General features: G+C 69.5%; 25 protein-coding genes and 2 tRNA genes. 13 read left to right on the forward strand and 14 right to left on the reverse strand.

Features of this window, described 5'->3' with window-relative positions:
- Window positions 1-12 precede the first annotated feature (12 nt).
- The 5 genes from ACWC09_RS16935 to ACWC09_RS16955 all read right to left on the reverse strand — a co-directional run bounded on the left by ACWC09_RS16935 (window position 13) and on the right by ACWC09_RS16955 (window position 3,871).
- Window positions 13-1,680: a hypothetical protein gene (locus ACWC09_RS16935; RefSeq protein WP_450851309.1), complete on the reverse strand. Its 1,668-nt coding sequence runs from the start codon at window positions 1,678-1,680 to the stop codon at window positions 13-15.
- Complete coding sequence (locus ACWC09_RS16940; protein ID WP_450851310.1) at window positions 1,677-2,168, reverse strand: HEPN domain-containing protein; 492 nt, start codon at window positions 2,166-2,168, stop codon at window positions 1,677-1,679. The genes ACWC09_RS16935 and ACWC09_RS16940 overlap by 4 nt, the downstream gene beginning before the upstream one ends.
- Window positions 2,169-2,611: 443 nt before the next feature.
- Window positions 2,612-2,995, reverse strand: a complete 384-nt coding sequence (locus tag ACWC09_RS16945; RefSeq protein ID WP_450851311.1) for a hypothetical protein — start codon at window positions 2,993-2,995, stop codon at window positions 2,612-2,614.
- Complete coding sequence (locus tag ACWC09_RS16950; RefSeq protein WP_450851312.1) at window positions 2,989-3,417, reverse strand: ATP-binding protein; 429 nt, start codon at window positions 3,415-3,417, stop codon at window positions 2,989-2,991. Before ACWC09_RS16950 ends, ACWC09_RS16945 begins: the two co-directional genes overlap by 7 nt.
- A gap of 46 nt (window positions 3,418-3,463) precedes the next feature.
- A complete protein-coding gene (locus ACWC09_RS16955; RefSeq protein WP_450851396.1) occupies window positions 3,464-3,871 on the reverse strand; it encodes an NUDIX hydrolase in 408 nt (135 codons plus the stop codon).
- A gap of 109 nt (window positions 3,872-3,980) precedes the next feature.
- Here ACWC09_RS16955 and ACWC09_RS16960 point away from each other — a divergent pair, with 109 nt between their 5' ends.
- Window positions 3,981-4,772, forward strand: a complete 792-nt coding sequence (locus ACWC09_RS16960; protein WP_450851313.1) for a GntR family transcriptional regulator — start codon at window positions 3,981-3,983, stop codon at window positions 4,770-4,772.
- Between the two features lie 22 nt (window positions 4,773-4,794).
- Here ACWC09_RS16960 and ACWC09_RS16965 read toward each other — a convergent pair whose 3' ends face one another.
- Entirely contained in the window at window positions 4,795-5,157 is a 363-nt protein-coding gene (locus ACWC09_RS16965) for a hypothetical protein (RefSeq protein WP_450851314.1), read from the reverse strand.
- Between the two features lie 183 nt (window positions 5,158-5,340).
- On the opposite strand from ACWC09_RS16965, the gene ACWC09_RS16970 reads away from it, so the two are divergent.
- The 9 genes from ACWC09_RS16970 (at window position 5,341) to ACWC09_RS17010 (ending at window position 11,663) form a co-directional block, all read left to right on the forward strand.
- Window positions 5,341-5,697, forward strand: coding sequence for an SCO3933 family regulatory protein (locus ACWC09_RS16970; RefSeq protein WP_030938661.1), 357 nt, complete (start codon window positions 5,341-5,343; stop codon window positions 5,695-5,697).
- Window positions 5,697-7,073 (forward strand): FtsK/SpoIIIE domain-containing protein, encoded by a 1,377-nt coding sequence (locus ACWC09_RS16975; RefSeq protein ID WP_450851315.1) that lies wholly within the window; start codon window positions 5,697-5,699, stop codon window positions 7,071-7,073. Before ACWC09_RS16970 ends, ACWC09_RS16975 begins: the two co-directional genes overlap by 1 nt.
- An 83-nt stretch (window positions 7,074-7,156) precedes the next feature.
- Window positions 7,157-7,843, forward strand: coding sequence for a DUF2637 domain-containing protein (locus ACWC09_RS16980; RefSeq protein ID WP_450851316.1), 687 nt, complete (start codon window positions 7,157-7,159; stop codon window positions 7,841-7,843).
- 267 nt (window positions 7,844-8,110) lie between these two features.
- The gene (locus tag ACWC09_RS16985; RefSeq protein ID WP_360834947.1) at window positions 8,111-8,302 is read left to right on the forward strand and encodes a mobile element transfer protein; all 192 of its coding nucleotides are present in this window, start codon (window positions 8,111-8,113) and stop codon (window positions 8,300-8,302) included.
- A gap of 16 nt (window positions 8,303-8,318) precedes the next feature.
- Window positions 8,319-8,513, forward strand: a complete 195-nt coding sequence (locus ACWC09_RS16990; protein WP_240869941.1) for a hypothetical protein — start codon at window positions 8,319-8,321, stop codon at window positions 8,511-8,513.
- 25 nt (window positions 8,514-8,538) lie between these two features.
- A complete protein-coding gene (locus ACWC09_RS16995) occupies window positions 8,539-8,784 on the forward strand; it encodes a SpdD protein (protein ID WP_450851317.1) in 246 nt (81 codons plus the stop codon).
- 172 nt (window positions 8,785-8,956) lie between these two features.
- Window positions 8,957-10,231 carry a replication initiator gene (locus tag ACWC09_RS17000; RefSeq protein ID WP_450851318.1) on the forward strand — a complete coding sequence of 425 codons (1,275 nt, stop codon included), beginning with the start codon at window positions 8,957-8,959 and terminating at the stop codon, window positions 10,229-10,231.
- Window positions 10,228-10,434, forward strand: coding sequence for an excisionase family DNA-binding protein (locus ACWC09_RS17005; protein ID WP_450851319.1), 207 nt, complete (start codon window positions 10,228-10,230; stop codon window positions 10,432-10,434). Before ACWC09_RS17000 ends, ACWC09_RS17005 begins: the two co-directional genes overlap by 4 nt.
- Window positions 10,431-11,663, forward strand: coding sequence for a site-specific integrase (locus ACWC09_RS17010; RefSeq protein ID WP_450851320.1), 1,233 nt, complete (start codon window positions 10,431-10,433; stop codon window positions 11,661-11,663). The genes ACWC09_RS17005 and ACWC09_RS17010 overlap by 4 nt, the downstream gene beginning before the upstream one ends.
- 82 nt (window positions 11,664-11,745) lie before the next feature.
- On the opposite strand, the gene ACWC09_RS17015 is transcribed toward ACWC09_RS17010, so the two are convergent.
- Together ACWC09_RS17015 and ACWC09_RS17020 are read right to left on the reverse strand one after the other, a co-directional pair.
- Window positions 11,746-11,818 (reverse strand) — tRNA-Arg (locus ACWC09_RS17015).
- 332 nt (window positions 11,819-12,150) lie between these two features.
- A tRNA-Ser gene (locus tag ACWC09_RS17020) sits at window positions 12,151-12,241 on the reverse strand.
- Window positions 12,242-12,401: 160 nt separating this feature from the next.
- Between ACWC09_RS17020 and ACWC09_RS17025 the strand changes: the two genes are divergently transcribed.
- Together ACWC09_RS17025 and ACWC09_RS17030 are read left to right on the forward strand one after the other, a co-directional pair.
- Window positions 12,402-12,938 (forward strand): SSI family serine proteinase inhibitor, encoded by a 537-nt coding sequence (locus tag ACWC09_RS17025; protein ID WP_450851321.1) that lies wholly within the window; start codon window positions 12,402-12,404, stop codon window positions 12,936-12,938.
- A 193-nt stretch (window positions 12,939-13,131) separates the two neighbouring features.
- The gene (locus ACWC09_RS17030) at window positions 13,132-18,117 is read left to right on the forward strand and encodes a PAS domain-containing protein (RefSeq protein ID WP_450851322.1); all 4,986 of its coding nucleotides are present in this window, start codon (window positions 13,132-13,134) and stop codon (window positions 18,115-18,117) included.
- An 88-nt stretch (window positions 18,118-18,205) separates the two neighbouring features.
- On the opposite strand, the gene ACWC09_RS17035 is transcribed toward ACWC09_RS17030, so the two are convergent.
- The gene (locus ACWC09_RS17035) at window positions 18,206-19,390 is read right to left on the reverse strand and encodes a carboxylesterase family protein (protein WP_450851323.1); all 1,185 of its coding nucleotides are present in this window, start codon (window positions 19,388-19,390) and stop codon (window positions 18,206-18,208) included.
- Window positions 19,391-19,484: 94 nt separating this feature from the next.
- The gene (locus ACWC09_RS17040) at window positions 19,485-20,066 is read right to left on the reverse strand and encodes a TetR family transcriptional regulator (protein ID WP_450851324.1); all 582 of its coding nucleotides are present in this window, start codon (window positions 20,064-20,066) and stop codon (window positions 19,485-19,487) included.
- A 221-nt stretch (window positions 20,067-20,287) separates the two neighbouring features.
- Here ACWC09_RS17040 and ACWC09_RS17045 point away from each other — a divergent pair, with 221 nt between their 5' ends.
- Window positions 20,288-21,487 (forward strand): MFS transporter, encoded by a 1,200-nt coding sequence (locus ACWC09_RS17045; protein ID WP_450851325.1) that lies wholly within the window; start codon window positions 20,288-20,290, stop codon window positions 21,485-21,487.
- Window positions 21,488-21,661: 174 nt separating this feature from the next.
- Here the strand turns inward: ACWC09_RS17045 and ACWC09_RS17050 are convergent, their stop codons facing one another.
- The 4 genes from ACWC09_RS17050 to ACWC09_RS17065 all read right to left on the reverse strand — a co-directional run bounded on the left by ACWC09_RS17050 (window position 21,662) and on the right by ACWC09_RS17065 (window position 25,755).
- Window positions 21,662-23,317, reverse strand: a complete 1,656-nt coding sequence (locus tag ACWC09_RS17050; RefSeq protein WP_450851326.1) for a long-chain fatty acid--CoA ligase — start codon at window positions 23,315-23,317, stop codon at window positions 21,662-21,664.
- 139 nt (window positions 23,318-23,456) lie between these two features.
- Window positions 23,457-24,014 (reverse strand): SigE family RNA polymerase sigma factor, encoded by a 558-nt coding sequence (locus tag ACWC09_RS17055; protein ID WP_450851327.1) that lies wholly within the window; start codon window positions 24,012-24,014, stop codon window positions 23,457-23,459.
- A 182-nt stretch (window positions 24,015-24,196) separates the two neighbouring features.
- Complete coding sequence (locus tag ACWC09_RS17060; RefSeq protein ID WP_450851328.1) at window positions 24,197-25,363, reverse strand: lipid-transfer protein; 1,167 nt, start codon at window positions 25,361-25,363, stop codon at window positions 24,197-24,199.
- Window positions 25,360-25,755, reverse strand: coding sequence for a MaoC family dehydratase (locus ACWC09_RS17065; RefSeq protein WP_450851329.1), 396 nt, complete (start codon window positions 25,753-25,755; stop codon window positions 25,360-25,362). Before ACWC09_RS17065 ends, ACWC09_RS17060 begins: the two co-directional genes overlap by 4 nt.
- Window positions 25,756-25,765: the final 10 nt, after the last annotated feature.

The following is a 25,765-nucleotide window of genomic DNA, read 5'->3' on the forward strand; positions in this document are numbered from 1 at the left end:
CTCCCGCGACTACTAGGCGATCACTTCACTTAGCCTTCGTAGTTCAAATGTTGGCCCAGCTCGCAAAATGGCAATAACTTGGCGGGGTGTGTTACCTGTTTTTGCTGTATCTGAAGTGCGAGTTTTGCGAGAAACGATCTTTCCGCCAGAGAAGTCCAAAACCTGGATTCCTTGCTTCAAGCGGGAACCTGAGAATTGGCTCAGATCCAACATGTAAACTTCGGATCGTTGACCTGCTGCGTGAGCATCAGAAACCCCGGCATCAATTAGGTGAATCATGCGTACATCCAGAAGATCTGTGATGATGCTATAGAGGTGAGGGTTGTCTTCCTTGTCTCGATAGCCAACAAGGAAGTAAGTGAAGCTTGTCTCTTCAAGGCAGAAATCTCGAATGGCCTTGAGGCCTGAGATTGTGCGGGTAGCTGAAGCTACGTCTGCTGCCATGTCATCTTCGAGCTCCTGCAACTTCACTTGCGCCGCATCGCCAGCAGCTTGATTCACATCTTGCACTCCGACCAACTTGGCGTTTTGCCGTCGCTGTGCCTTCGAGATCGCACTGCCGGCCAATACCAAATAGTCGCGCGGCACCGCCCCTGAGGCCAGAACCAATCGATCCAGCGCTGCCGCGTGGAATAGACGGCCCAGTGACGCGACGCCTACATGCTTTGCGTATTGGTGCAAGATGTTTTCGAGGAAGGTCTTGGCACGCTGAGGGTCCTGCAATGTGACGTCCAGATCAATCAGATCTGCGTCGTGCATGGTCTGAAGGCCCAATGGGGGAGAAGACTGAAACCATCGCGTCAAGTGACGGATAGAAGCAATTTTCAACCAGGCGTTGCAATCCCGAACTGCACCATGCAGCATATCGAGAATTCTAGGCTGATCATTCCGGGGTAGGTAGTAGAAATCATCCACAAAGATGTAGAAGCGGAGGTCACTCATTTCCAAGAATCGGTGAATCGTCCTCTGAGCCTGCGGGATTAGCCGCATTACCTCCTTCGTGTCCACTTCGCCCGTGGAAGACAGCAGGCGCCGCACACTTTCGTACAGTTCGACAGCCATAACGGAAATGATGGACTCGGGCCTAAGTTGCTGCTGTTTAGATACAATCGATTCCGAGATCTCTTCTAGGACATAGAGGAATACTCGGTCTGGTGTTTCGTTGCGAAGGGTCTGCATATTGATCCAGCATGAAATTGCCCCTTCGCTGGAGAGCTTCCTCCTCGCCTCTACTAGCAGTGCTGTCTTTCCAGCCCCCCGCCTACCGAAGATTAGATGGTGTCGGGAGGCGGTGACGGCGGATAGATTGAATTCGACGTCTCGCACGTAGGAAAGGCTGGGCTGGGCTTCTGATACGCGAGAACGGGCACTAATTAGGCGCGAAAGGTCCGTCGCGCGAGGGTCTTGAACGCCTGCACTCAATGGAGCAGACGAAGTCCGTACGAGCTCCTTCGGCGCTTTCCTGACAATAACGAAGGATCGGCTCTCGGGTGAAGAGATTACGTCATCAAGTGAGTTGCCAATTTGGGCGGCTTCCGGCAAGTCCTGTTCGTCAACAAGGACGATATAGTTAGTTTCATCCGGATATGCCCGCACCGATACGTCGAGAACCTCGATTCCTCCCCGCGTCCGAAACTCCTGGCGAAGGAATTCCGGAACATTTTCGCTGGCAGAGCTCATAGATGACTGCACCCCTTCTGCTTAAGGTATGATTCGGCTAGCAGCAACAGCTTGGGCGCTTTGCTTTGGAGGTCTTTTGCCACATCCCGCCAATCCCTCGGGTTGATGGGGTATGGATCATAGTCGGCTTCATTTCTGCGCGAGCGTGCATCCTTGAGCTCGTTTTGCCAAATTGCACTGTCAGGGAAATCGTGAGGTACTGCTCCTGGCAGTGCGGCGTGAGATTCTTTGTCATCTCCGCCTTCGTTGAAGTAGGCGACTGCCCGAAGTGCGTGATACATCGAGTAGTAGTATCGACTAATTGCACTTCGGTACTCGGGCGGACGCGTTCTCATCAGTCGATCGCCAGACTTTAGGAAAGTCTTGGCGAGAAGTATCCTGTCGGCGCACGATTGATGCTGTAGGTCCACCAGGGTCCTGGCGGTTGCATTCGCCAGGTTGATCCCTTCGGCGAAGAGTCCCAGCGTCTTCTTATTGGCCTTGCTCACCCGTAGTAACAGGTGCTGTTGCGCTGGCGCTCCGCTGGGAGGTGGTGTGCTCACAGCGAGCCACTCTATCTGTGTCCTGGGTCGCGGGCCTGACAACCGAGTGAGGTCGGTGGAGCGGCTTTGGGGTGGCGCTGCTTTGGCGCGAGTGATCATGGCCCCGTAAGCTTCCGGCGCGTCGGGCAGTCTGTGGACCTGCCCGGTAAAGCACGACGTTGGGGCCATGATCTTCGAGGCTCGCGCCAAAGTGGCTCCGTAAAGCCGCGGAGCCGACCGCCCCAGCCACGTACTCCTTCTCTGGCATCAGGTGGCTGCATGCTTTGAGCGCGGCACGGGCGCCGGCCGGGCTGGAGCGGGGCAGAGACAGGAGCGCAGGCCCGGCCGGGGGCCGGGCCGCGCGCGGTGAGCGGAGCGAGCCGCCTTGAACCAGTAGAGAAAGTTGTAACTCAGTCGGACGCGTGGGGCTTGAAGTCGTCTACGCAGGCTGGGAGTTCGGCGCCTTGGCGGTGTGCGAGCGGCAGGAAGATCACCGGACGGATGGTCCATGTGATGCAGGTTCTGTCATGAGTCACTGAAACCCGGCACGGCTGCCTGCGCAGAAGAGCCTGCCGTGTCGCTATGCGGCCCTGGTACAGCCAGGTCCATGCGTCATCGGACGCTCCGGAGTCGAGTGCCGGAGAGATCGTGCGCAGTGCAACTGCTACCCATCTGTCTGCCTGAGCGGCTGAGTAGGCGTCGAAGGAGCCGCGGAGCGTCGGTCGTTCCGGTTCGGCAGGGTCTTGGGTCCAGCACTCGCACCAGTAGCCGCGACGGGTTGCATTGGTCACCACAGGTGGCCTCCCACACGGGCGCCCGTGAAGAGTTCCGCGGTGACCGTGTGGCCACCGTCGCTCTCGTGGACCACGACCCGGTGCGCGATAGCACTGACCATGCCCAAACCCCGGCCGTGCTCGGCCTCCTGGTCCTGGTGCTCGACCTTCGGGGTCGTGCCGGCACCTCCGCCGTCCGTCACCGACAGGGCAATGACCTGCGAGGAGACCGCCAGAGCCAGATGGAAGCTGCCCGAGTCCCGGCCGCTGGCCGTATGCAGAACCGCGTTCGCGCTCAGTTCGCTCACGATCAGCCCGGCGTCCTCGGCGAGGGGTGAGCCGCGCAGGATGTCGCGGGTCCAGCGGCGGGCTCGGCTGACCTCTTCCGGAAATCCTGGGCAAGTGAGCCCCCAGACCCGGGCTGTACTCGTATACTCGTGCATACAAGTTCCTTCGTGCTGGTAGGCCGCCATGTGCAGCGGGTTCGGGCTAGACGAGTTTCACGCCATCGTGGGCGCGGATGGCCGGCGGGGACGTCGCGTCGAGTGCGTCCAGGACGCGGATCGCGTACGCCTCGTCGGCAAGGTCGGAGACTTCTTCACGGGTGGCCCAGCGCAGGGCGCGGGTCTCGTCGCCGGTGGTGGGTGTGCCGTCGGCGGCCTGGCAGCGGAAGACCAGCGAGACGATCAGGCCCGTCATGTTCTTGTAGACGCCGGTCAGGGTCGCCGGGAGGGCGATCTTGATGCCGGTTTCTTCGAGGACTTCGCGTTGGAGGGCCTCGGGGATGGTTTCCTCGCGTTCGAGGACGCCGCCCGGGGGTTCCCACTTGGCGTTGTCGCGGCGCTGGATCAGGAGGGCGCGGTTCTCGGCGTCGACGATGACTCCGGCGACGCTCACGGAGTGCGGACGGTCGGTGCTCACGTTCCTCGGCCCTCTCGGCTGGCTAGGCTCTCCACCGTAGCAACAAGACTCGCCCACACGTCTAGATACCTAAAGGAGTACGCGCGTGAGCCCTTCTCTTCCTTCCGGCCTCCTCGGCGACCTGGACCCCACGAGTGATCGTGCGGTCTTCCGGCAGATCGCCGACCAGCTGCGCGAGGCCATCGACCGTGGGCGATTCCACGAGGGCGACAAGCTGCCCTCGGAAGCCGACCTGGTCGAGCATTACGGGGTATCCCGTATGACGGTTCGAAACTCCTTCTCCATCCTCCAGGGGGAAGGGCTCGTGCACGCCGAGCACGGCAAGGGCGTCTTCGTGCGGCCCCGGCCGCCCGTGCGGCGTCTGGCCTCGGACCGGTTCGCGCGGCGGCACCGGGAGCAGGGCAAGTCCGCGTTCATCGTGGAGGCCGATGCCGCCGGCAGTCACCCGCAGGTCGACTCGCTAGAGGTGAAGGAGGAGAAGGCCAGTCCTGACGTGTCCGCGCGGCTCGGGTCCGTGCGGCGGGTGCTGGCCCGTCGGCGGCGGTATCTGCTGGACGGGCGGCCGGTCGAGTTCGCCACGTCCTTCCTGCCGCTCGACATCGCGCGCGGTACGCAGATCGCCGAGCCCAACCCCGGGCCCGGTGGCATCTACGCCCGTCTCGAAGAACTCGGCCATCGCCTTGACCACTTCGAGGAGGAGATCCGGGCCCGGATGCCCTCGCCCGTCGAGGTGAAGACCCTCCGGCTGGCCTCCGGCGTGCCGGTCATCCACCTGATCCGCACCGCCTTCGACACCGAGGGGCGGGCCGTCGAGGTGTGCGACACGGTCATGGCGGCGGACGCATACGTGCTGTCGTACCAGCTCCCGGCGACCTGATCACATGAGCGGCGGCGCAGTACTAGACCGTCGGATGGCCCTCGTCCTCGGGGGCCGGCATGAACCAGTGGCCGATGTTGGTCCACGTGAAGCCCTCCCGCCAGGTGGGCTTGTCGGCCACCCAGCTGACGAGTGCTTGCAGGACCTTCTCCTGCGACACGGCCTGTGTCTGGTAGTGCTCCGCGGGAACGCCGTCGCGGTACTCCAGTTGGTAGGTGTCGTCCCCGCTGGACAGCACCTGGATATACCAGTCGCCTTCCTGGCTCTCGTCCTGCCGCTCAAGGATCAGGTGATCGCCCTGATCCAGGTCGGCAAGCATCGTTCCTATCTCCGGCTCCGAAGGGCGCTTCACCACATGGCCCCGACTGTTGGTCGCAATCAGCATGGGCAGAGCATGGCGGAAGGGTCTGACACTCGGGCACCTGAGCAGGTCTCTCAAACTCGTACACTCCAACGCGCATACTCGTATAGACGAGTGGGCAAGTTGTGTGGCAGGGTGGTCCGCACGTTCCCGGTAACCGGGTTCGTGGACCGCTACATATATAGACGAGTAGATAGGAAAACTGCCTTGCGTACCATCCGTGTTGAGACCTCGGCCGCGACGATCCTGCTGACCGAGGCTCCCGAGCCCAAGGTCCGCGACCGTCAGACGGGCGAGATCGCGAAGGATGCTGTCAGCGGTGAGGCGCTGATGACGATCGGTGTCGTTCACATCGAGGACGGCGAGTCGTCGCTGATCAAGGTCACCGTTCCGGAGAGCGGTGTGTCTGAGGGGCTGAACCTCGGGGCACCGGTCTCGCTGCCGGGTCTGGTCGCCCGGCCGTGGGAGAGCGTGTTCAACGGGCAGCAGCGGCACGGCATCGCCTTCCGCGCCGCTGCCGTCACCCCGGCCGCGTTCCCGGCCGCTGCGGGGGCCGCCGCCTGATGTCCGACCTGACGACGCTTCTGGAGGTGGGTGGTCCCCTCGCCGCGCTCGGCGGCGGGGCCGCCTACACCCGGGCCAAGCACCCGGGCGTGTACTGGTCCACCATCGGCCTGCCGATATCCACGGCCCGGCTCCTTGGCTCCTACGGCTCGGTCATGGAGGCCTGCGGGCTGACCGTGGCGCCGTCCCGGCTGCGGGCCTTGGCGGTCAAGGCCACCACCCGCCGGGAGGTGCGGCCCGTCCCGCCCCGGCGGGGTCTCATCCGGCCCACCTCGACCGGGCTGCGCATCCGGCTGCGGCTCGCGCCGGGGCAGGAACCCGCCGACGTCGCCGCCTCGGCCGAACGGCTGCGGCATGCCTGGGGCGTTCACGCCGTCTACGTCACCACCGTCAAGCCGGGCGTCGTGGAGCTGCGGCTCGTGGGCTTCGATGTGCTGCGGCGGGTGCGGATGCCGCGCACGGCCGACAGCGAGTTCTTGCGCATCCCGGTGGCGCTGCGGGAGGACGCCATGCCGTTCGTACGCGACTACCGCACCATCCCGCACCAACTCACCCTGGGCGCAACGCTGTCCGGCAAGTCCATGTATCAGCGGCACCTGATCGCCGGGCTCGCCTCGCAGCCGGTCGCCATGGTCGGCATCGACTGCAAGCGGGGTGTCGAACTGGCGCCGTTCGCGCCCCGGCTCTCAGCCCTCGCTACCGACCCTGAGCAGGCGGCCGAGCTGCTGCCCGCGCTCGTCAAGGAAATGGAGGACCGATACGACCGGATCAAGGCCCGGCAGGGCATCGCCCTGGACACCCCCGACGAGGAGATCACCTCCGACATCTGGGGCCTGCCCGAGCACGAACGACCCACGCCGATTGTGCTGTTCGTCGACGAAGTGGCCGAACTCTTCCTCGTCGCCACCCGCAAGGACGAGGAACGCCGCGACGAGATGGTCACCCACCTCATCCGGCTCGCCCAGCTCGGCCGCGCCGCCGGCATCTACCTGGAAGTCTGCGGACAGCGCTTCGGCGCCGAACTCGGCAAGGGGGCGACCATGCTGCGGGCCCAGCTGACCGGCCGTGTCTGCCACCGCGTCAACGACGAAGCCTCCGCGAAAATGGCGCTCGGGGACATCGCCCCCGAAGCGGTCTACGCCGCCTGCGCCATCGCCCCCGAACGCCCCGGCCTCGCCGTCGCGGGTGACACCTCCGGCGGCTGGTCCCGCATCCGCACCCCCTACCTCTCCCTCAGCGACGCCGCCGACACCTGCCGCGACGCCGCGCACCTGGTCCCCGACCTGCCCGCACTCAAGCCCTTCCGCCCGGACGTGCCCGTACGACCGGTCGAGGCCCCGGCCCCGGTCGTGACACCGCACCCGGTGACCGACTGACCTCCCCCGCACCCCGGTCGGCGTGACCGCCTCGCGCCACGTCCCTACCCCCGCCATGTCTGAAACCCGGAAGGAGCCGCATCATGCGCGCCCTACTGGCCCGTGTCGACGCGGTGCTCGTCCAGGCGCTCATTGCCGCCGCCCTGTCCTTCGCCCACCTGCACGACATCGCTGCGGCGGCCGGACAGGACGGATGGAAAGCGTGGGCCTACCCGATCAGCGTCGACCTGCTGCTCGTCGCCGCCTGGCGCCGACTGCGCTCCGGCGACGCGAAAGCGTCCGGCTGGTGCTGGTTCGTCATCGCCCTGACCGCATCCCTCGGTGCCAACGTCGCCACCGCCGGACTGCTCGACGTGACCCACGTGCCGGCCTGGCTGCGCATCCTCGTCGCAGGCTGGCCCGCGGTCGCCTTCCTCGGCGGCACGCTCCTGGCCCACTCCGCCCCAACGGTGGCATCGGACGACGACATCGAGCTCGACGTCGAGGACCAGGAGGACGCGCCGGAACCCGCTCTCGAACCACCCGCCCAACCGGCCATCGAGGACCAGGAGGAGACGCCCGAACTCACCCCTGAACCACCCGCCCAACCGGCCATCGAAGCACCGCCCGAGCGCCCCACCGTCTCCGTCCCGGCCGCCCTCGTCGACCACGCCCGCAAGGTCGCCGCCGAACACCACACCCGCACCGGAACCCCGATCGACACCCCAACCCTCCGCGCCCGCCTGGGAGTTCCCGCACCCATGGCCGACGCCATCGCCGCCCAACTCTGAAGGCCGGATTTCACCGGGAGGCGCTACCTCTTCCGCCGCACTCGCTGAATTCCTGCGTTGGCCAAAAGGAGCAGCAGGCAAAAACAGACCATCGTGATCACGGTGGCCCAGGACTCGCCCAGCCACCACCGTCCCCCTGCGGCCCCGAGCCCAAGTATCAATGCGATCCCGCCGAAGGCGATCAGCCCCCGTGTTCTTCGTGACATGCCGCCTGTCTACAGGCCCTCGCACCCCCTGGGTGAGCGATCAACGAAAAGGAGATCATCCGTGACCGCCAACCGCCGCTTCCGCAACGTCACCCGCATCGGCCCCGTCCAGGTCGCCACCGCGTACGACGACCGGGGCCGCGAGAAGCACACCGCTGCCTGCACCGCCCCGCGCTGCGGCTTCTCCGCCGACTACGACAGCCGCGCCGCCGCCGAACTGGCCGCCCGCACCCACCGCTGCCCCGTCCGCTGAAAGGACCCCCGCACCCGTGACCGTCAGCCTCCCGCTCGTGTTCGTCCTCGGCTTCTTCGCCTGGGGAGCGGTCAAGTTCCTCGGCGTCCGCACCTGGGTCGTGGTCCTGATCGCCCTGTTCGGCTTCTGGCTCTCCCACACCTTCATGGCGCCCGCCATCGAGTCCGGCACCCGGTCCGGCGTGGACGTCATAAACGGCTCACATGACTAGACGAGTAGATAAGGAGTCCCCGGCCGTGTTCCTGCCCAAGTACCCCGACAACCCGACCCCGCCGCCCGCCCACACCCACACCCCGACCGACCCGGCGCCCATACCGCGCTCGCTCCCGTCGGTCTCGATCGACAAGAACACGGTCGCGGTCGTGCTCGTCGGCGGAGTCGTCCTCACCGCGCTCCTGGCCGCCGTCGCCGTCACGGCCATCTCCGTCGCCGTCGCCGCCGTCGTCCTGCGCTCTCTGCTCCGAGACCACAACCGGCGCTGAGCCCTCGTCCTTTGGCCACCGGGGCGGCGGCACACGACCAAGCATTTCGCCGCCCCGGGGCCTGTCCCTCCCGACCGAGCCAGCCAGAAGGAGAAACGCCATCTTCACCCGCACCACTCCGGCCCCACTCCCGGAACTCGCGAACCTGGCCACACAGGGCACGCTCCCCGGTATGCTCCGCCAGCTCTCCACCCTCGGCGGCTGCACCACACCCATCCGCCTCGACGGCCACCGCACCGAATACGACGTCGACACCACCACCGGCGAGATCGGCAACGTCCTCCACCACCTCGACTCGACCAGCCTCCCTGCCGGCCAACTCCTCGTCCGCTGCAACAACCGCCGCACCACCCGCTGCCCGGCCTGCGCCGAGGTCTACCGCCGCGACACCTTCCACCTGATCACGTCGGGCCTGCGTGGCGGGAAGGGAATCCCTGAGCACGTCGCCACCCACCCCCGCGTCTTCGCCACCTTCACCGCCCCCAGCTTCGGCCCGGTCCACAACCGCCCCTCCAACGGCCGCACTTGCCGCTGCGGCCTCCACCACGACCAGGACGACGACGCACTCGGCACCCCGCTCGACCCGGACACCTACGACTACGACGCGGCCGTGCTCTGGAACGCCCACGCGGGCGCCCTCTGGCGGCGCTTCTCGACCTACCTGCGCCGGGAAGTCGCCAAGCGCGCAGGCCTCTCACAACGCCGCCTCCGCGATCACGCCCGCGTCTCCTTCGCCAAGGTCGCCGAATACCAGAAACGCGGCGCCGTCCACTTCCACGCCGTCATCCGCATCGACGGCCCCACCGGCGGAGACACGCCACCCCCGCCCTGGGCCACCGCCGACCTGCTCACCGACGCCATCCGCACCGCCACCACCAAGGTCCGCGTGGACGGCCCGACCATCGACAACCGCACCCACACCTTCACCTTCGGACGCCAACTCGACGTCCGCACCATCCGATCCGCCGACTTCAACGACGGCCAGGAGCTGACCGAGCGCGCGGTCGCCGCGTACATCGCCAAGTACGCCACCAAGGGCGCCGAAACCGCCACGGGAGCTCTCGACCGCCCCCTGAAGTTCGCCGCCGAACTCGCCCAGCTCGACATCAGCGACCACGCCCGCCGCCTCATCCGCACCGCCTGGACCCTCGGCGCCCTCAAGAGCCTGGAACACCTCCGCCTGCGCGCCTGGGCTCACATGCTCGGCTTCCGCGGCCACTTCTCCACCAAGTCCCGCCGCTACTCCACCACCCTCGGCGCCCTCCGCGACGCCCGCGCCGAATGGCGCCGAGCACAACGCGACACCACACCAACCCATGACCAGCCCAACACCACGTACGTCCTTGCCCACTGGGTCTTCGCCGGAACCGGCCTCTCCTCCGCCGAATCCTGGCTCGCCGCATCCCTCGAACCCGCCCCCGGAACGGAAGGAGAACCGACCAAGTGACCACAGTGACGATCCAGCGCAAGTGGCACACGACAGCTGAGGTCGCCGAAATGCTCGGCTTCGGCCTCTCCAAGACAAAGGCGCTCGTACTCAGCGGCGAGATCCGTTCCGTGAAGGTCGGCCGCAACCGGCGCATCCTCCCGGCCTGGGTCGACGAGTACGTGAACCGCTGCGCGGCCGATGACGAAAGGTGGGCCGCATGAGCGGGAAGCGCGCCAACGGCGAAGGGTCCATCTACCCGTACAAGAACGGCTTCGCCGCTTACGTCTGGGTCACCACTCCCGATGGTGACCGCAAGCGAAAGTACGTCTACGGCAAGACGCGCGAGGACGCTCACGAGAAGTGGATCAAGCTCCACAACGAAGCCACCAGAGGTCCCGTCCAGACCCGTCACCGCACGGTGCAGGCCTTCCTCACCTACTGGCTCGACTCGATCGTGAAGCCCAACCTCGCCCCGCTGTCGTACGTCTCGTACGAGGGCTCGGTGCGGCTCTACATCGCCCCGCACCTGGGCGCGAAGCGGCTCGACAAGCTGACCGTCCGGGATGTGCGCGAGTGGCTGACCAAGCTGGCCGGCATCTGTCAGTGCTGCGCTCAGGGCAAAGACGCCAAGCGGCCCAAGGAGCGTCAGCGCTGCTGCGCCGTCGGCGATTGCTGTGAGGCGTACCCGTCCCGGCGCGTGGTCCAAGCTGCGCGCGACGCACTCCGGGCTGCACTCACCCACGCCGTGACCGAGGAAGAGCTCAGCAAGAACGTGGCCTCTCTGGTCAAGGTCCCCAAACCTCGGCGTCGCCGGATCAAGCCCTGGTCCGTCGTCGAAGCGAGCCGCTTCCTCGCCGACTCCCTGGCCCGCGAGGATCCGCTCTTCGCAGCCTGGGTCCTGGTGCTCTGCCTCGGCCTGCGCCGTGGTGAAGTCCTCGGCCTCACCTGGAAGTCCATCGACTCCGAGACCGGTGAGCTGTACGTGGATCACCAGATCCAGCGCGCGGGCCGTCAGATCCTCCACCGGGAGACCAAGACGGAGGAGTCCGACGACTTCCTTCCCCTCCCGGAGTTCTGCCTCAAGGCGCTCCGCATGCGCCGCGCTCAGCAGACCGGCGACCAGAAAGCAGCCGGGGAGCTCTGGCAGGACACCCGGGGCCTGGTCTTCACCACGAAGTACGGGACGCCGATCGAGCCGGGCAACCTCACCCGCATGTTCGCCCTCCGTGCCCGCCGCGCCGGCCTCCGGGTCATCCCGCTCCGGAACACCCGGCACACGTGCAGTTCGCTACTCGTCGCCCTGAAGGTCCATCCCAAGGTGGCTCAGCGCATCCTTCGGCACTCACAGATCGCCATGACGATGGAGGTCTACGCCGAAGCCAGCGAGGAAGAAGTACGCGCCGCCCTCGGCAAGCTGTCCAAAGCGATGGGCGGCAGCGGCACCGACTAGTCAAGGCCCGTTGCTGTACTTCGCTGCTGTACGGCACGACAAAGCCCCCTCCGGGATGATCCCGAGGGGGCTTTGACCTGTGTGCACTCGGCAGGATTCGAACCTGCAACCTTCTGATCCGTAGTCAGATGCTCTATCCGTTAAGCTACGAGTGCTTGTTCTGTTTTCCGTCGCCGTCCCGGTCCTTTCGGCCCGCTCGCGGCGACAGGAAGAACATTACATGACTGCCGCCGTCATGTGAAATCCGTTTGCTCTACCCCTTGTGAGCTGCGGAAACGGCGTTTCGGGGTGCTCAGAGCTCCCGCTTGATCAGCTGCGACGCCGATGGTCGCCCGGCCGCCCTGGCGTTCGTCCTCGCCGGTGTCGGCGTAGGTGTCGGCGTCGGCGTGCACACCCACCACTCGCCCCCGGGCGGCATGGTCACGGGGAGTCTGAAAACGCCTCAGGGAGCCCGCGCCGAAAGGCAGGGACTCCCTGAGGTGGAGAGCGGAGGCGGAGGGATTTGAACCCTCGATGGGCTTGAAGGCCCAAACCGCATTAGCAGTGCGGCGCCATAGACCGGACTAGGCGACGCCTCCAGCACAGCCGCCCGCGCGAGCGCGAGTGGTGCGTGCAGATGATGACACAGTCGAGCGTGCTGTCACCAATCGGCCTCCACCACGGTACTAGGCAGCCCCGCCGCAGGGCAAAGGGCTTACCGGCGCGCAACGTCTCCGGCCGACCGGCGTTAGTCAGGTCATGTCGCAGGTCACCCGTAACGCCCTCCGCGCCCTCCTCGTAGCCACCGCGGCCCTCTCCGCCGCCTCGTCCGCCGCGTACGCCGCCCCGCTCCCGCCCCCGCCCGTCCGCGACGAGGACCGCCCCGGCGATCACCTCACCGTCACCGTGCGGCACGCGGGCCCCGGCCGGGACGGCACCTACCAGCTGTACTGCCACCCCGGCAGCGGCGATCACCCCGACGTGGCCGGCGCCTGCATGACCCTCGACCGCGGCACCCAGTGGGGGCGCGAGACCTTCGCCCCCGTGCCCGACGGCAGCGTCTGCACCATGCAGTACGGCGGGCCCGCGACCGCGCATGTCACCGGGACCTGGGCCGGGCGCCCGGTCGACGCCTCGTACGACCGCTCCAACGGCTGCGAGATGGCCCGCTGGGACCGGCTCGTGCCGCTGCTGCCCGATCTGCGGCCGCAGGGACGGTCATGGCACCGCCATGACGTGTTCGCGGTCACCGAACGTGTGCACAGGTTTCCCCTGGCGGAAACACCGGCTCCGTAAAGTCGCGCAGGCCAGGAGACCGGCCCGGGAATACGGTCACACGTTCTACGTCACTTCCTCGTGCGACCTCCCTCTCATCCGGCGCCGCGGGCGCAACCACTGCCCTTAGACTCCCTCGCGTGACACGTCGCGGGCAGGTTGGCAAGATGGCCCGAGCGGTCGGCAAGGTGCGGTAACAGGGAGGAAGCGTCTCGTGAGCAGCAGGCCATCCCGAGGTGCTGCTCGCCTCGCAGCCATACTCGACGCCCTTCCCGACGCGTTGGTGCTGGTCAACGCCAACGGGACGGTCGTCAACGCCAACACCATCGCCCTGGAGGCCTTCGAGACCCCGGGGACCGCACTGGTGGGGCGGGGGCTGTTGGACCTGCTGCCGCAGTTCGACTCCAAGCTGATTCCCGGCTCCATGCGCCGGCCCGACCACATGGACCCGCAGGGCAGGACCAAACCGACCCGGATGATCGCCCGGCGGACGGACGGCACCGAGTTCCCCGTCGAGGTCACCAGCGCCAATCTCGAGAACGGCCAGCAGGCCTACGACGGTTACGGCTACAGCGGCGACGAGCTGCTGATGCTCGTCGTGCGCGACCTCACCGGGACCGTGGACACCGAGGCGGAGCTGGCGCGCTCGCAGCGGCAGACCGAGATGATCCTGCGGGCGGCGTCCGAGGGCGTGGTCGGGACCGACACCGACGGGCGGATCGTGCTCGTCAATCCGGCCGCCGCTCAGATACTGGGTTATCGGGCCAGCGACCTCGGCGCCAAGGAGCTGCACACCCTCATCCTGCACTCGCGTGCCGACGGGTCGCCGTTCCCGTACGAGGAGTCGCCGCTCGCCGACACCCTGCGCTCCGGGCGCAAGCACCGGGTGCGCGGGCAGGTCGTGTTCGCCAAGAACGGCGACAAGGTCTCGGTCGACCTCACCACCGCGCCGGTGCGCGACGGCGACCAGCTCGTCGGCGCCGTCATGACCTTCACCGACCGGCGGTCCTACGACGCCGTCGTCGAGGAGAAGACCGCCCTCGAGAAGCGGCACGCGGACGAGCTGGAGCGGATCGAGGAGGAGCATGCCTCCGAGCTGACCGCCCTGCGCCAGAAGCACCTCAACGAGCTCGAGGACCTCCAGGAACAGCACGACGAGGAAATCGCCATCGGCGAGGACCGGTACGCGGCGCTGGGTGAGAGGGAGAAGGACCGGTACGAGGCGCTCGCCGGCCGGCACGAGCAGCTGCTGACGCTGCTGGGGCAGTCGTTGCGGGGCCCGCTGGACGAACTCCGGCGTGAACTGGCCGCTCTCGCCGCCGATGACGCGGGGCAGCTGTGGCCCGAGGCCAACCAGGTGCTGCACCACCTCTCCGCCGGGTACTCGCGGATCACCACCCTCATCGACAGCGTCCTCGGCTACCAGCGGCTCGACGCGGGCAGTGAGCAGATCAGTCGTACGAAGGTGATGCTCGACGCGGTCGTCGCGGCGGGCGTGGACGGGGCCGTGGAGCTGATCGGGCCGGGACGCGTGCAGTTCGCCGTGCACGCGCCGCCCATCGAGGCCGAGGTCGACCCGCAGCGGCTGGCCGGCGCGCTAGCGCATCTCATCGCCGACGTCGCCGGAGTCGACGCGACCGGCAACGCGCCCGTGTCGGCGGGCGGATACATGGACAACACGGTCGTCGTGGCCGCCGCGCAGCGCGGTGAGGTCGTACGGATCGAGGTGCGCGGGCCGTACGCCGGGGGAGACCCGGTGCACGAGCCGATCGTGCGCGGGATCGTGCGCGCGCATGGTGGCGTACTGCAGACCCATGAAGTGCCGGGCATGAGCGGCAGCGCGTATGTGCTGGAAGTCCCCATCGGGGGCGGCGCGGGGGCCGTACCGGCTGCGACGCCCGCCGAGCTCGCCGTTGCCGACGAGACCTCCGTCGGCGGACGGCGGCGGTCCTCCGTCGACGCCTTCCTGGACAGCGAAGGTCCGGGAGAGGGCGGGGACGCGGCTACGTCCGTCGCGGAGGCCGGTGCGCCGACCGGGCGCCGTCGGAGGCGTGCGGTCGAGGAGTCGGCCGCGGCGCACGCGTCGGCGGCCGTGGAGGTGTCCGGCGGCACCGGGCGGCGGCGCGGGCGGTCGGCCGAGGGTGCGGGTGACGGCGCCGAGGGTGCCGGTGGCGGGGTCTCCGAGGGTGCCGTCGTGACGGCCGCGGAGCATGCCGCTGGGACCGCGGCGGCCGGTACGGGGCTGGGCGGCACGGTTCCGCCGCAGGGCGTGCCCGTCGGCGGCGGGCGGCGCGCTCGGCACGGGGGTGGCGCGCAGAGTGCGCTGCCCGCGGCGGCGTTGCCTGCGGGGACGGGTGCGGCGGCCTCCGGCGGTTCGGCTGCGGACGCTTCGTCGGCTCCGGGTGGCCAGGTCGAGCAGGCGGTTCCCGCCGAGGGAGGCCAGCCGACCGGCCGTCGGCGGCGTGCGCTGGCGGCAGCGGGCGAGCGGGCTGCGGCACAGGAAGCGGCACCTCGCACGGTGTTCGCACTGCCGCCGGCGGAGGCGGACCGGGGCACCGGGGCGGCGGGCAGTAGTCAGTCGCCGGTGCAGGGCCAGATTCCAGGGCAGGTCCAGGGTCCGGGTCTGGTGCAGGGGCCGGGTCTGGTGCAGGGTCCGGGTCAGGTGCAGGGGCCGGGTCTGGTGCTGGGGCCGGGTCAGGTGCAAGGTGCCGAGCAGGTCCTGGGGCAGGCGCAGCTTCAAGGGCCGGGGCAGGTGCAAGGGCCGGCTCAGGTGCAAGGGCCGGGTCAGGTGCAAGGTACCGAGCAGGTCCTGGGGCAGGCGCAGTTTCAAGGGCCGGGGCAACCGCAGGGTGCGGGTCAGGGCCAGGCGGGCCAGACCGGGGGCCAGCTCCAGGTACCCGGTCAGCCCCAGAGCTCGGGGCAGCCCCAGCTTCCTGGTCAGCCCCAGGCGCCCGGACAGGCCGCGGTCGCCGGGCAGCCGCAGCTTCCCGGTCAGCCTCAACTCTCGGGCCAGCCTCAAGCGCCGGGCCAGCCCGTGGTCGCAGGTCAGCCCCAGCTTCCCGGTCAGCCGCAGTCGGCCGCGCAGCCGCAGCTCCCCGGGCAGAGCGGTCAGGACGTCTCCGGTGACGCTCTGATCGACGACGGTATGCACGACGCCGTTCCGCACGACCAGTCCGGTGATCACACCCCGCCCCAGCCGCACCCCACGAGCGCACCGACGGGCCGCCGTCGCCGTGCCGGGGCAGGGCCGGGAGCGGCGGTCGGGACGCCCGCGCAGGGGGTACCGGCGCAGGACGCCGGCGTGGTCGGCGGTGCGGCGGCCGGTCAGCACGTCCCGCAGGGACAGCCGCAGGCCCAGCAGGCCGTACCCGCACAGGGTGCCCTGCCGAGCGGCGTGCAGGAGGCCCCAGGCCAGCCGATCCCGGCACAGGTGGCCCCAGGCCAGCCGGTTCCGGCACAGGCACTTCCGGGTCAGCCGGTTCCGGCCCAGGGATTCCCCGGCCAAGCCGTCCCCGCCCAGGGACTCCTCGGCCAGCCGGTCCAGGCGCAAGGCCTCCCCGGTCAGCCCAACCCCGCCTCCACTCCCGCCATCGCCCAAGCACCCGCCGTTCCCGGCCAGATGGCACCCGCGCAGATCGCCGTACCCGCGCAGCAGCCGCTGCCCGCCCAGGCCGTCGCCGCCGCAGCTCAGCAGATTCCGGCGCCGGGCGCTCCGGCCACGGCGACTACCGCCGGGCAGCCGCAGTTGGCGCCCGGCACGCAGGGCGCAACTCCGGCAGGCGCCCCCGGCCAGCACCTTCCGCCCGGTGCGCAAGGTGCCCCGGTCCCGGCGGCCGGCCCCGGTCAGCAGCTTTTGCCGGGCACGCCCGGCACCCCGCCCCTCCCTGCACCCGGCGCGCAGGCCGCCGCCTCCGGCCAACTCCCGGCCGAGGCAGCCCCCGTGCCGCCGACCGGCGCCCCCGCACCCGGCACACCGCTGCCCCCCAGGGCCGTCGCCGCAGCGCAGCCCCCGGCGGAGGCGCGTGCCGCTCAGCCGCTCCCCGCCGAGGCGGCCGCCGCCCCCGTCGACCCCAACTCCACACAGGGCCGGGCGATCAGCGTGCGGACCCTCGGGCAGGGCGTGCCGTTCACCCGGCAGGCCGCGCAGGTGCAGCAGCCGACGGCCACGCCCGCGCCGAACACCCCCGGTGGTTCCGGCCGGCGTCGCAAGCTGGGGACGCGGCCCGACCCGGGCGGCTCGGAACAGGCGGCGCGTTCACACCCGACCGCCGAACAGGCCGCCGTGGCACCGCAGCCGCAGCCCCAGCCGTCGCTCGCCGGTCAGTCGCGGCTGGCGCAGGCGACCGAGGGCAACGGACGGTCGTACGCCATAGGCGCACCGGACGAGAACGCCGCCGAGGGGCCCGAGCCACTGGACGGTCCGGGCGGGGCGGTCGAGGTCGCGGACCCGCCGCGCCCGCAGCCCATGGACGACGAGCTGCCTCCCGAGCCGCTCGACAACCCGCGGCGGCTGCTGGTGTGGCCCGCGCCGGACGTGACGACCCAGCAGGCGCTCAGCGACCGCGGGTACCGGCCGGTCATCGTGCACTCGCGCGAGGAGGTCGACGCGCAGATCGCCGCGTTCCCGGCCGCGCTGTTCGTGGACCCGCTGACCGGTCCGATCACGCGGACCGCGCTGCAGTCGCTGCGGGAGGCCGCCGTCACCGCCAAGGTGCCGGTCATGGTGACGGCCGGGCTGGGGCAGGCGACGCGCGAGGCGGCCTACGGCGCCGACCCCGCCGTACTCCTGAAGGCCCTGGCCCCGCGCGACACCGAGCAGCACCCGCCGCGGGTGCTACTCATCGAGGAGCACGCGGAGATCGCGCTGGCCCTGACCGCGACGCTGGAGCGGCGCGGGATGCAGGTGGCGCGGGCCGCGAGCGATGCGGATGCCGTGACGCTGGCGGGGCAGCTCAGGCCGAACCTGGTGGTGATGGATCTGATGCAGGTGCATCGGCGCCAGGCCGGGATCATCGACTGGCTTCGCGCGAACGGGCAGCTCAACCGCACCCCGCTCGTCGTCTACACCGCCGCCGTCGACCAGGCGGACCTGCCGCGGCTGGCGTCCGGCGAGACCGTCCTCTTCCTCGCGGAACGGTCCACGAGTCCCGAGGTTCAGTCGCGGATCGTGGACCTGCTGTCGCGGATCGGTACCAACTGACCGGCTGGCTGGTCGGCTGAACCCACTGACCGCCGGGAGGGCCGGCACCGACCAGAGGCGCCGACCCTCCCGGCGGTCGTCCGCGTCGTCAGCCAAGGGCGTTCCAGAACGCGCAGTGGTGACGGAGCTGCGTCGTGCGGCTGGGGACGAAGTCGTCCGGTGCCAGGGACAGGACCGTACGGCGGGGCCAGTGCGGTGACGACGGGCCGTTCGGGTCGGCGGTGCGGGCGAAGCGGGTCCAGTAGTCGATCATGGTGTCGGCCAGCCGGTGCTGCGCCGGGGTCAGGTCGCGCGGGCGGCCGCCCAGGTCGAACAGGTAGGGCAGTTCGCTCGCGTGCGGTGCGCCGAGTGGGAACGGCGGTGTGCCCGGGGTGAGCGGCGGGGCGTGCTCATCGGCGAACTCGTAGCGCCAGACGGGCACGTGGGCGGCGAGCAGGGCGTCGGTGCGCGCGGTCGGGCAGGCGAAGTCCGCGTCGCCGATGACCGCGCCGAACACCGGGCCCCCGTCGGTGCGGTGCACGGGGTACTCGTGGACGATCGCCTTCGCCTGCCCCGGGGCGGGGAAAAAGGCGGCCACGACATCGGGCCAGGTGTCGGGGGTGACCGGGTTGCCGGCCTGGACGATCCCGGCAGCCCAGCCGTTGCCCTCGTCGTGGTTGTCGCCGATGAGGACGGGGACTCGGCGGAAGCGGCCGGCGGCGATCGCCCCCGCGGGGTCGCCGGGCAGCAACGGGGTCGCGTGAGCCGGCTGTTGATCGGTGTCCTGGGCGGCGAGCAGCCGGGAGACGTGCACGCGTCGCAGGCAGGCGACGACATCGCGCGCTGCGCCGCAGCCGACCTTCGCCGCGAGGTCCGCGCCCGATGCGCGTGCCGTGGACAGCGGGACGGAGGACGGGGCGAACGGCCGGTCGGGGCGGCCGGTGCACGGGCCGCTCTCGATGATCGCCCGGTCGAAGAGCCCCGCGGCGGCGGGCGAGGCGAGCTGGGCGCAGACGCTGTAGCCGCCCGCCGACTCGCCGGCCAGCGTCACGTGGTGCGCGTCGCCGCCGAAGGCGGCCTGCCACCTCAGAGCGCAGACCTGCGCGAGGACCAGCGCCAGGGCCACGGGCAGCCGTCGGCCGTGGTCCGCTCCGGCGACCAGCACCGAGGTGCCGAGCACGCCGAGCACCAACCCGGCCGACCCCCACCACAGCGCCCGGACCGCCCGGGGCGACAGCTCGCCCCGGGCCTCCCCGGCGAACGCGTCGTCCGGCTCCCTGCTGCTGCGGTCCACGTCCCGACCCTATCCAGCGGCCTGCTCCGGGCCGTTCAGGAAACCACCGCTCGCGCGGGGGCCGACGAGGCCAGCGACCAGCACTTCCTACGGCTCACTTGGCGACGAGCCTGCGGGCCGCCTCCTTGATGGAGTCGCGCAGGCGGTCCGTGTCGGTGTCGTCGGCACCCACCAGGACGCGGCGCATCTGCGGGACGACGGTGGCCCAGTTGGCGAGGGCGACCAGCAGGAAGAGCAGGTCGCGGGCGGGGATCACGTCGGTGATGACGCCGCGGTCCTGGCCGTCCTGGACGGCGGCGACCTTGCGGCGGTAGTGCTCCTGGCGCTCGTCCTCGTCGGGGAGTTCGGTGAGGCCGTACTCCATGCCCTCCCAGAAGAGCAGGCGCAGCACTTCGGGGTGGGCGGCGTGGTAGTCCATGAGGCGGTCGATCCAGCCGTCCATGTCGTCCGGATCGACGGGGACAGCGGCGGCGAGGTCGACCATGCTCCTGCCGAGGACCTGCGTGAACAGCTCCGCCTTGTTGCCGAAGTAGGCGTAGATCAGCTGCTTGTTGGCCTTGGCCGCGGACGCGATGCGGTCGATACGGGCGCCCGCGATGCCGTGCCGCGCGAACTCGGCGACCGCCGCCTCGAAGATCCGGGCCCTGGTGGCCTCGGGGTCTCTCACTGCTGCCATGGAGCCAGGGTAGCGGGGCAAGTAACCAACTATTTGGTTGACAGGGAATTCGGGGGCGATGCAGTCTGTTCTCCCATCGTTCCAACCAACCAGTTAGTTGCTGGAGTCGGCTCGAAGGAACCGCTCAAGGAACCGCTCGAAGGGACCGCTCGAAGGACCGCTCGAAGGCCTCGCCAGGAACTTTTGAACTCTTCCAGGAACTCGAAGGAGCCCGTCCGCTCATGTCCTCGACCACCGCCACCCGCGAGGGCCACGCACCCGTCCGCGACACGGAAGGCGCCGCTCACCGTCTGCTCCTCCCCCTCATCGCCCTCTGCACCGCCGTCACGGCCGCCAACATCTACCTCGCGGCCCCGCTGCTTCCCCTCATCGCCCATGACTTCGGCTCGACGCCCTCGGCGGTGGCCTGGATCGCCTCGGTCGCGCAGTTCGGCTACGCGGCCGGTCTCCTCCTGTTCGCCCCGCTCGGCGACAGCGTCGACCGGCGCCGGCTGGTCGCGGTCCTGTCCCTGGTCACGACGGCAGCCCTGACCGCCGGTGCGACCGCCACCGGCACCACCGCACTCGCCTCCGCCGTCCTGGTCGCCTCCGCGGCGACCGTCGTACCGCAGCTGCTGGTCCCGCTGGTCGCCCAGCGCGCACCGGCCGACCGCCGGGCCCGCCATGTCGCGGCCGTCATCGCGGGCCTGTTCACCGGCATCGTCGCGGCCCGGGTGCTCGGCGGACTGGTCGGACAGGCCTTCGGCTGGCGGGTGGTGTTCGTGGGCGCGGCGCTGCTGACGGCGGTCCTGGGCCTCGCGACCGCCTACGTCCTGCCGTCCGAGTCCCACCGCCGCGAGGGCCCGCTCCTCGCCGGCCTGACCGCCCTCCCGTCCCTGGTCCGCCACTCGCCCGACCTGTGGCGCGCGTGCGTACGCCAGGCCGGGATGTACGGCGCCTGGAGCGCCCTGTGGACCTCACTGGCCCTGCTGCTGACCAGCGGCTCCTACGACTTCTCCACCGCCACGGCCGGTCTGTTCGGCCTCTTCGGGCTCGCGGCGAGCGTGGTGGCTCCGCTGGCGGGCGGGCTGGTGGACCGCTTCGGCGCGGCCAAGGTCGTACGGTCCGCGTATCTGCTCGCGGCCGTCTCCGTCCCCCTGTTCTGGCTGGGCGGCCAGGTGATCGCGGCCCTGTTCGTGGCGGCGATCGCGATCCACGCCGCTCTGGTCGCCTCCCACATCGCCAACCAGACCCTGGCCCTGACGACCACCTCCACTCCGGCCACCGCGAACACCGCGTACGTCGTCGCGGGCTTCGCGGGCGGCGCGACCGCCTCCGCCCTGGCGGGGGTCGCCTTCAGCCACTGGGGCTGGGGCGGAGTGTGCGCGGTCGCGGGGGTGTGGCTGACCGCCGGATGGGCGACCACCGCGGCACGGCGGTGACGGATGCGGCCGCACGGCGTTGAGCGACGTGACCGTACGGCGGTGACGTCGACGTGCGCCGGGCGGGGGGCTTTCGGGAACCCCGCCCGGCGCTGCCGTATGTCCTGCTTCCGTTACGTCCTGCTTCCGTACGTCCTGCTTCCGTACGTCCTGCTTATGCGCTGATCGCGTGTGTCAGAGCCGGGTGACGTCCAGGTCGCCGTCGGCGTACTTCCTGCGGAGCACCTTCTTGTCGAACTTGCCCACGCTCGTCTTCGGCACCGCCTCGATGATCGTCCAGCGCTCCGGGAGCTGCCACTTGGCGATCCTGCCCTCGCCGGCGAGGAAGGCGCGCAGGGTCTCGAAGTCGGCGGTGGCACCCTCCTTGAGGACGACCGTGGCCAGGGGGCGTTCGCCCCACTTCTCGTCGGGGACGGCCACCACGGCGGCCTCGGCGACGTCCGGGTGGGACATCAGCGCGTTCTCCAGATCGACCGAGGAGATCCACTCGCCGCCGGACTTGATGACGTCCTTGGCGCGGTCGGTGAGGGTGAGGAAGCCCTCGGGGGAGATGGTGCCGACGTCGCCGGTCTTCAGCCAGCCGTCCTCGCTGAACTTGTCGGCGGGGCGCAGGGGTTCGGCGTCCGGGCCGTTGTAGTACGCGCCCGCGATCCAGTTGCCGCGCACCTCCAGCTCGCCCGCCGACTCGCCGTCCCAGGGGAGGCGCTCGCCGCCGGGGCCGGTGAGGCGGGCCTCGACGCCGGCCGGGAAACGGCCCTGGGTCAGCCGGTACGCGAACTCCTCCTCCGTGCCGATCGCGTGGGCCGGCGGGCGGGCGATCGTGCCGAGCGGCGAGGTCTCCGTCATGCCCCAGGCGTGGCAGACCCGCATGCCCAAGTTGTCGAAGGCCTCCATGAGGGAGGGCGGACAGGCCGAGCCGCCGATGGTGACCTGGGTGAGCGAGGAGACGTCACGGGGCTTGGCGGTGAGCTCGGCGAGCAGGCCCTGCCAGATGGTCGGGACCGCCGCCGCATGCGTCGGCCGCTCGCTCTCGATCATCTCGGCCAGCGGCGCGGGCTGCAGGAAGCGGTCCGGCATCAGCATGTTGACGCCGGTCATGAAGGTCGCGTGCGGCAGGCCCCAGGCGTTGACGTGGAACTGCGGGACCACGATGAGAGAGGTGTCCTGGTCGGTCAGACCCATCGACTGGGCCATGTTCACCTGCATGGAGTGCAGGTAGATGGAACGGTGACTGTAGACCACGCCCTTCGGGTCGCCCGTGGTGCCCGAGGTGTAGCACATGGCGGCGGCCTGCCGCTCGTCGATCTCCGGCCAGTCGAAGGTCGTCGGGCGGCCCGCGATCAGCTCCTCGTACTCGTGCACTCGCGCACGGGCACCCGCGAGCAGCGAACGGTCGCCGGGCCCGGACACGACGATGTGCTCGATCGTCGGCAGCTTCTCCAGCAGCGGCGCGAGCAGCGGCAGCAGCGAACCGTTGACGATCACCACCTTGTCGGCCGCGTGATTCACGATCCACACCAGCTGCTCGGCCGGGAGCCGGAGGTTGAGCGTGTGCAGGACCGCGCCCATGGAGGGGATCGCGAAGTACGCCTCGACATGCTCGGCGTTGTTCCACATCAGGGTCGCGACCCGCTCGTCGCCCTGGACGCCGAGGTCGTCGCGCAGGGCGTTCGCCAGCTGCACCGCGCGGGTGCCCGCCTCGGCGAAGCTGCGCCGCTGCGGCTCGCCCTCGCCGGTCCAGGTGGTGATCTGGGACCTTCCGTGCACCTGCACCCCATGGTTGAGGATGCGGGTAACGGTCAGCGGTACGTCCTGCATCGTGCTCAGCACGGCGTCCTCCCGGGGCGACATTGCCTACGCGGTAGTAAGGGGCTGCGCCTGATTCTGCGCACATACCGCTCGGTATGTCACTAGGTGCCGGTGATCGATCAAGTCACGTTGACATATCCGGCCCCTCGGCGGTCGAGGACTACCGGACCAGCCCCAGCTCAGGATCCTCGCGGAGCTTCCCCAGCGCACGCGACACCGCCGACTTCACCGTGCCCACCGACACCCCGAGCACCTCGGCCGTCTGCACCTCGCTGAGGTCCTCGTAGTACCTGAGAACGACCATCGCCCGCTGCCGGTCGGGCAGCTTCATGATCGCCCGCCACATCGCGTCGTGCAGCGCCTGCTGCTCGGCCGGGTCGTCCCCGCCGGGCACGGGCTCCGGCTCGGGCAGCTCCTCGCACACGAACTCGTCGACCTTGCGCTTGCGCCACTGCGAGGTGCGCGTGTTCAGCAGGGCCCGGCGCACATAGCCGTCCAGCGCACGGTGGTCCTCGATCCGCTCCCAGGCGACATACGTCTTGGTGAGCGCGGTCTGCAACAGGTCCTCCGCGTCGCTCGGGTTCGCGGTCAGCGACCGGGCGGTGCGCAGCAGCACCGGCTGCCGGGCCCTGACGTACGACGAGAACGACGGGTACGGCAGGGTCTGCGTCGCCGGCGTGGCGGCGGTCGAAGCGCTGGTGCAGACGGGTGTGGTCATGGCTCCACGCTAGGAGCGGAGACACCTCCGGCTCATCGGCCGCAGGTCCCGAAGGAGAGTCCGCCTCAGGTTGTAGGGGTGGGGCTGGCTGCACCTCCTGAAGGTGGACGAGCGACTCGGGGCTACTGCGGGATGACCCCTGAGGGACGGTCCACGAGGTGTACGGACGGCCGTGCGGGCGCTCAGTCGTCCGAGGCCAGGACCAGGCCGGATGTCGGTACGCCGGTGCCGGCCGTGACCAGGACCCGTCCCGCACCCGGTATGCGGTTCACCGCCGTCCCCCGCACCTGACGCACTCCCTCCGCTATCCCGTTCATCCCATGGAGGTACGCCTCCCCGAGCTGCCCTCCGTGCGTGTTGATCGGCAGCACCTCGTCCGCCACGAACTCGGCCGCCTCCCCCTTCCCGCAGAACCCGAACTCCTCCAGCTGCATCAGCACGAACGGCGTGAAGTGGTCGTACAGGATCGCCACGTCCACCTCGGCCGGCGTCAGCCCGGAGGTGCGCCACAGCTGCCGCGCCACCACGCCCATCTCCGGCAGACCGGCCAGGTCGTCCCGGTAGAAGCTTGTCATCTGCTCCTGCCGCCGGCCCGCGCCCTGGGCGGCCGCCGCGATCACGGCCGGCGGGTTCGGCAGGTCGCGGGCCCGCTCCACCGACGTCACGACGATCGCCTGGCCGCCGTCCGTCTCCTGGCAGCAGTCCAGCAGCCTCAGCGGCTCGACGATCCAGCGCGAGGCCGCATGGTCGGCGAGGGTGATGGGGCGGCCGTGGAAGTACGCCGCCGGATTCGTCGCCGCGTACTTACGGTCGACCACCGCCACCTGCCCGAACGCCTCCGGAGTCAGCCCGTACGTGTGCAGATAGCGCTGCGCCGCCATCGCCACCCAGGACGCCGGCGTGAGCAGCCCGAACGGCAGCGACCAGCCCAGCGCCGCACCCTCAGCCGAGGGCTCGCGGTGCTGCACTCCGGAGCCGAAGCGGCGGCCGGATCTCTCGTTGAACGCCCGGTAGCAGACGACCACTTCCGCGATCCCCGTCGCCACCGCGAGCGCCGCCTGCTGGACCGTCGCGCAGGCCGCCCCTCCGCCGTAGTGGATGCGGGAGAAGAAGGACAGGTCGCCGATGCCGGCCGCCTGGGCCACGGTGATCTCCGGGCTGGTGTCCATCGTGAACGTGACCATCCCGTCCACGTCACCCGGCGTCAGCCCGGCGTCGTCGAGGGCGGCCCGCACCGCCTCCACGGCCAGCCTCAGCTCACTGCGTCCCGAGTCCTTGGAGAACTCCGTGGCCCCGATGCCGACGATGGCCGCGCGGCCGCCGAGGGTGTCGCGGGTGCGGACGCTCATGACATGCCTCCCGACGGGACGGTGACGGTGACCGTGCCCGTGACGTGCTTGCCGATGGCGTTCGCCCCGACCACCCGGACCGTCGCCGTGTCTGCGTCGACCTCCTCGACCGTGCCCGTCAACACCATCGTGTCTCCCGGGTGGTTGGGCGCCCCCAGCCGAATGGCCACCTTGCGCAGCACGGCCGTCGGGCCGAAGTGGTCGGTGATGTAGCGGCCGACCAGGCCGTTGGTCGTCAGGATGTTCATGAAGATGTCCGGGGAGCCCTTCTGCCGGGCCAACTCGGCGTCGTGGTGCACGTCCTGGTAGTCGCGGGAGGCGATGGCCCCGGCGACGATCAGGGTGCGGGTGATCGGGATCTCCAGCGGGGGGAGCTTCTCACCGGGCTTCATGGAGCCTCCC

The sequence above is a fragment of the Streptomyces sp. NPDC001617 genome (assembly GCF_053596855.1).

Excerpts from the sequence above, each read along its gene's own strand:
- ACWC09_RS16935 (WP_450851309.1), bottom strand. The coding sequence starts at position 1,680 with ATGAGCTCTGCCAGCGAAAATGTTCCGGAATTCCTTCGCCAGGAGTTT.
- ACWC09_RS16950 (WP_450851312.1), bottom strand. The coding sequence starts at position 3,417 with ATGCACGAGTATACGAGTACAGCCCGGGTCTGGGGGCTCACTTGCCCA.
- ACWC09_RS16965 (WP_450851314.1), bottom strand. The coding sequence starts at position 5,157 with ATGCTGATTGCGACCAACAGTCGGGGCCATGTGGTGAAGCGCCCTTCG.
- ACWC09_RS16975 (WP_450851315.1), top strand. The coding sequence starts at position 5,697 with ATGTCCGACCTGACGACGCTTCTGGAGGTGGGTGGTCCCCTCGCCGCG.
- ACWC09_RS16980 (WP_450851316.1), top strand. The coding sequence starts at position 7,157 with ATGCGCGCCCTACTGGCCCGTGTCGACGCGGTGCTCGTCCAGGCGCTC.
- ACWC09_RS17000 (WP_450851318.1), top strand. The coding sequence starts at position 8,957 with ATGCTCCGCCAGCTCTCCACCCTCGGCGGCTGCACCACACCCATCCGC.
- ACWC09_RS17010 (WP_450851320.1), top strand. The coding sequence starts at position 10,431 with ATGAGCGGGAAGCGCGCCAACGGCGAAGGGTCCATCTACCCGTACAAG.
- ACWC09_RS17025 (WP_450851321.1), top strand. The coding sequence starts at position 12,402 with ATGTCGCAGGTCACCCGTAACGCCCTCCGCGCCCTCCTCGTAGCCACC.
- ACWC09_RS17040 (WP_450851324.1), bottom strand. The coding sequence starts at position 20,066 with ATGGCAGCAGTGAGAGACCCCGAGGCCACCAGGGCCCGGATCTTCGAG.
- ACWC09_RS17045 (WP_450851325.1), top strand. The coding sequence starts at position 20,288 with ATGTCCTCGACCACCGCCACCCGCGAGGGCCACGCACCCGTCCGCGAC.
- ACWC09_RS17055 (WP_450851327.1), bottom strand. The coding sequence starts at position 24,014 with ATGACCACACCCGTCTGCACCAGCGCTTCGACCGCCGCCACGCCGGCG.
- ACWC09_RS17060 (WP_450851328.1), bottom strand. The coding sequence starts at position 25,363 with ATGAGCGTCCGCACCCGCGACACCCTCGGCGGCCGCGCGGCCATCGTC.
- ACWC09_RS17065 (WP_450851329.1), bottom strand. The coding sequence starts at position 25,755 with ATGAAGCCCGGTGAGAAGCTCCCCCCGCTGGAGATCCCGATCACCCGC.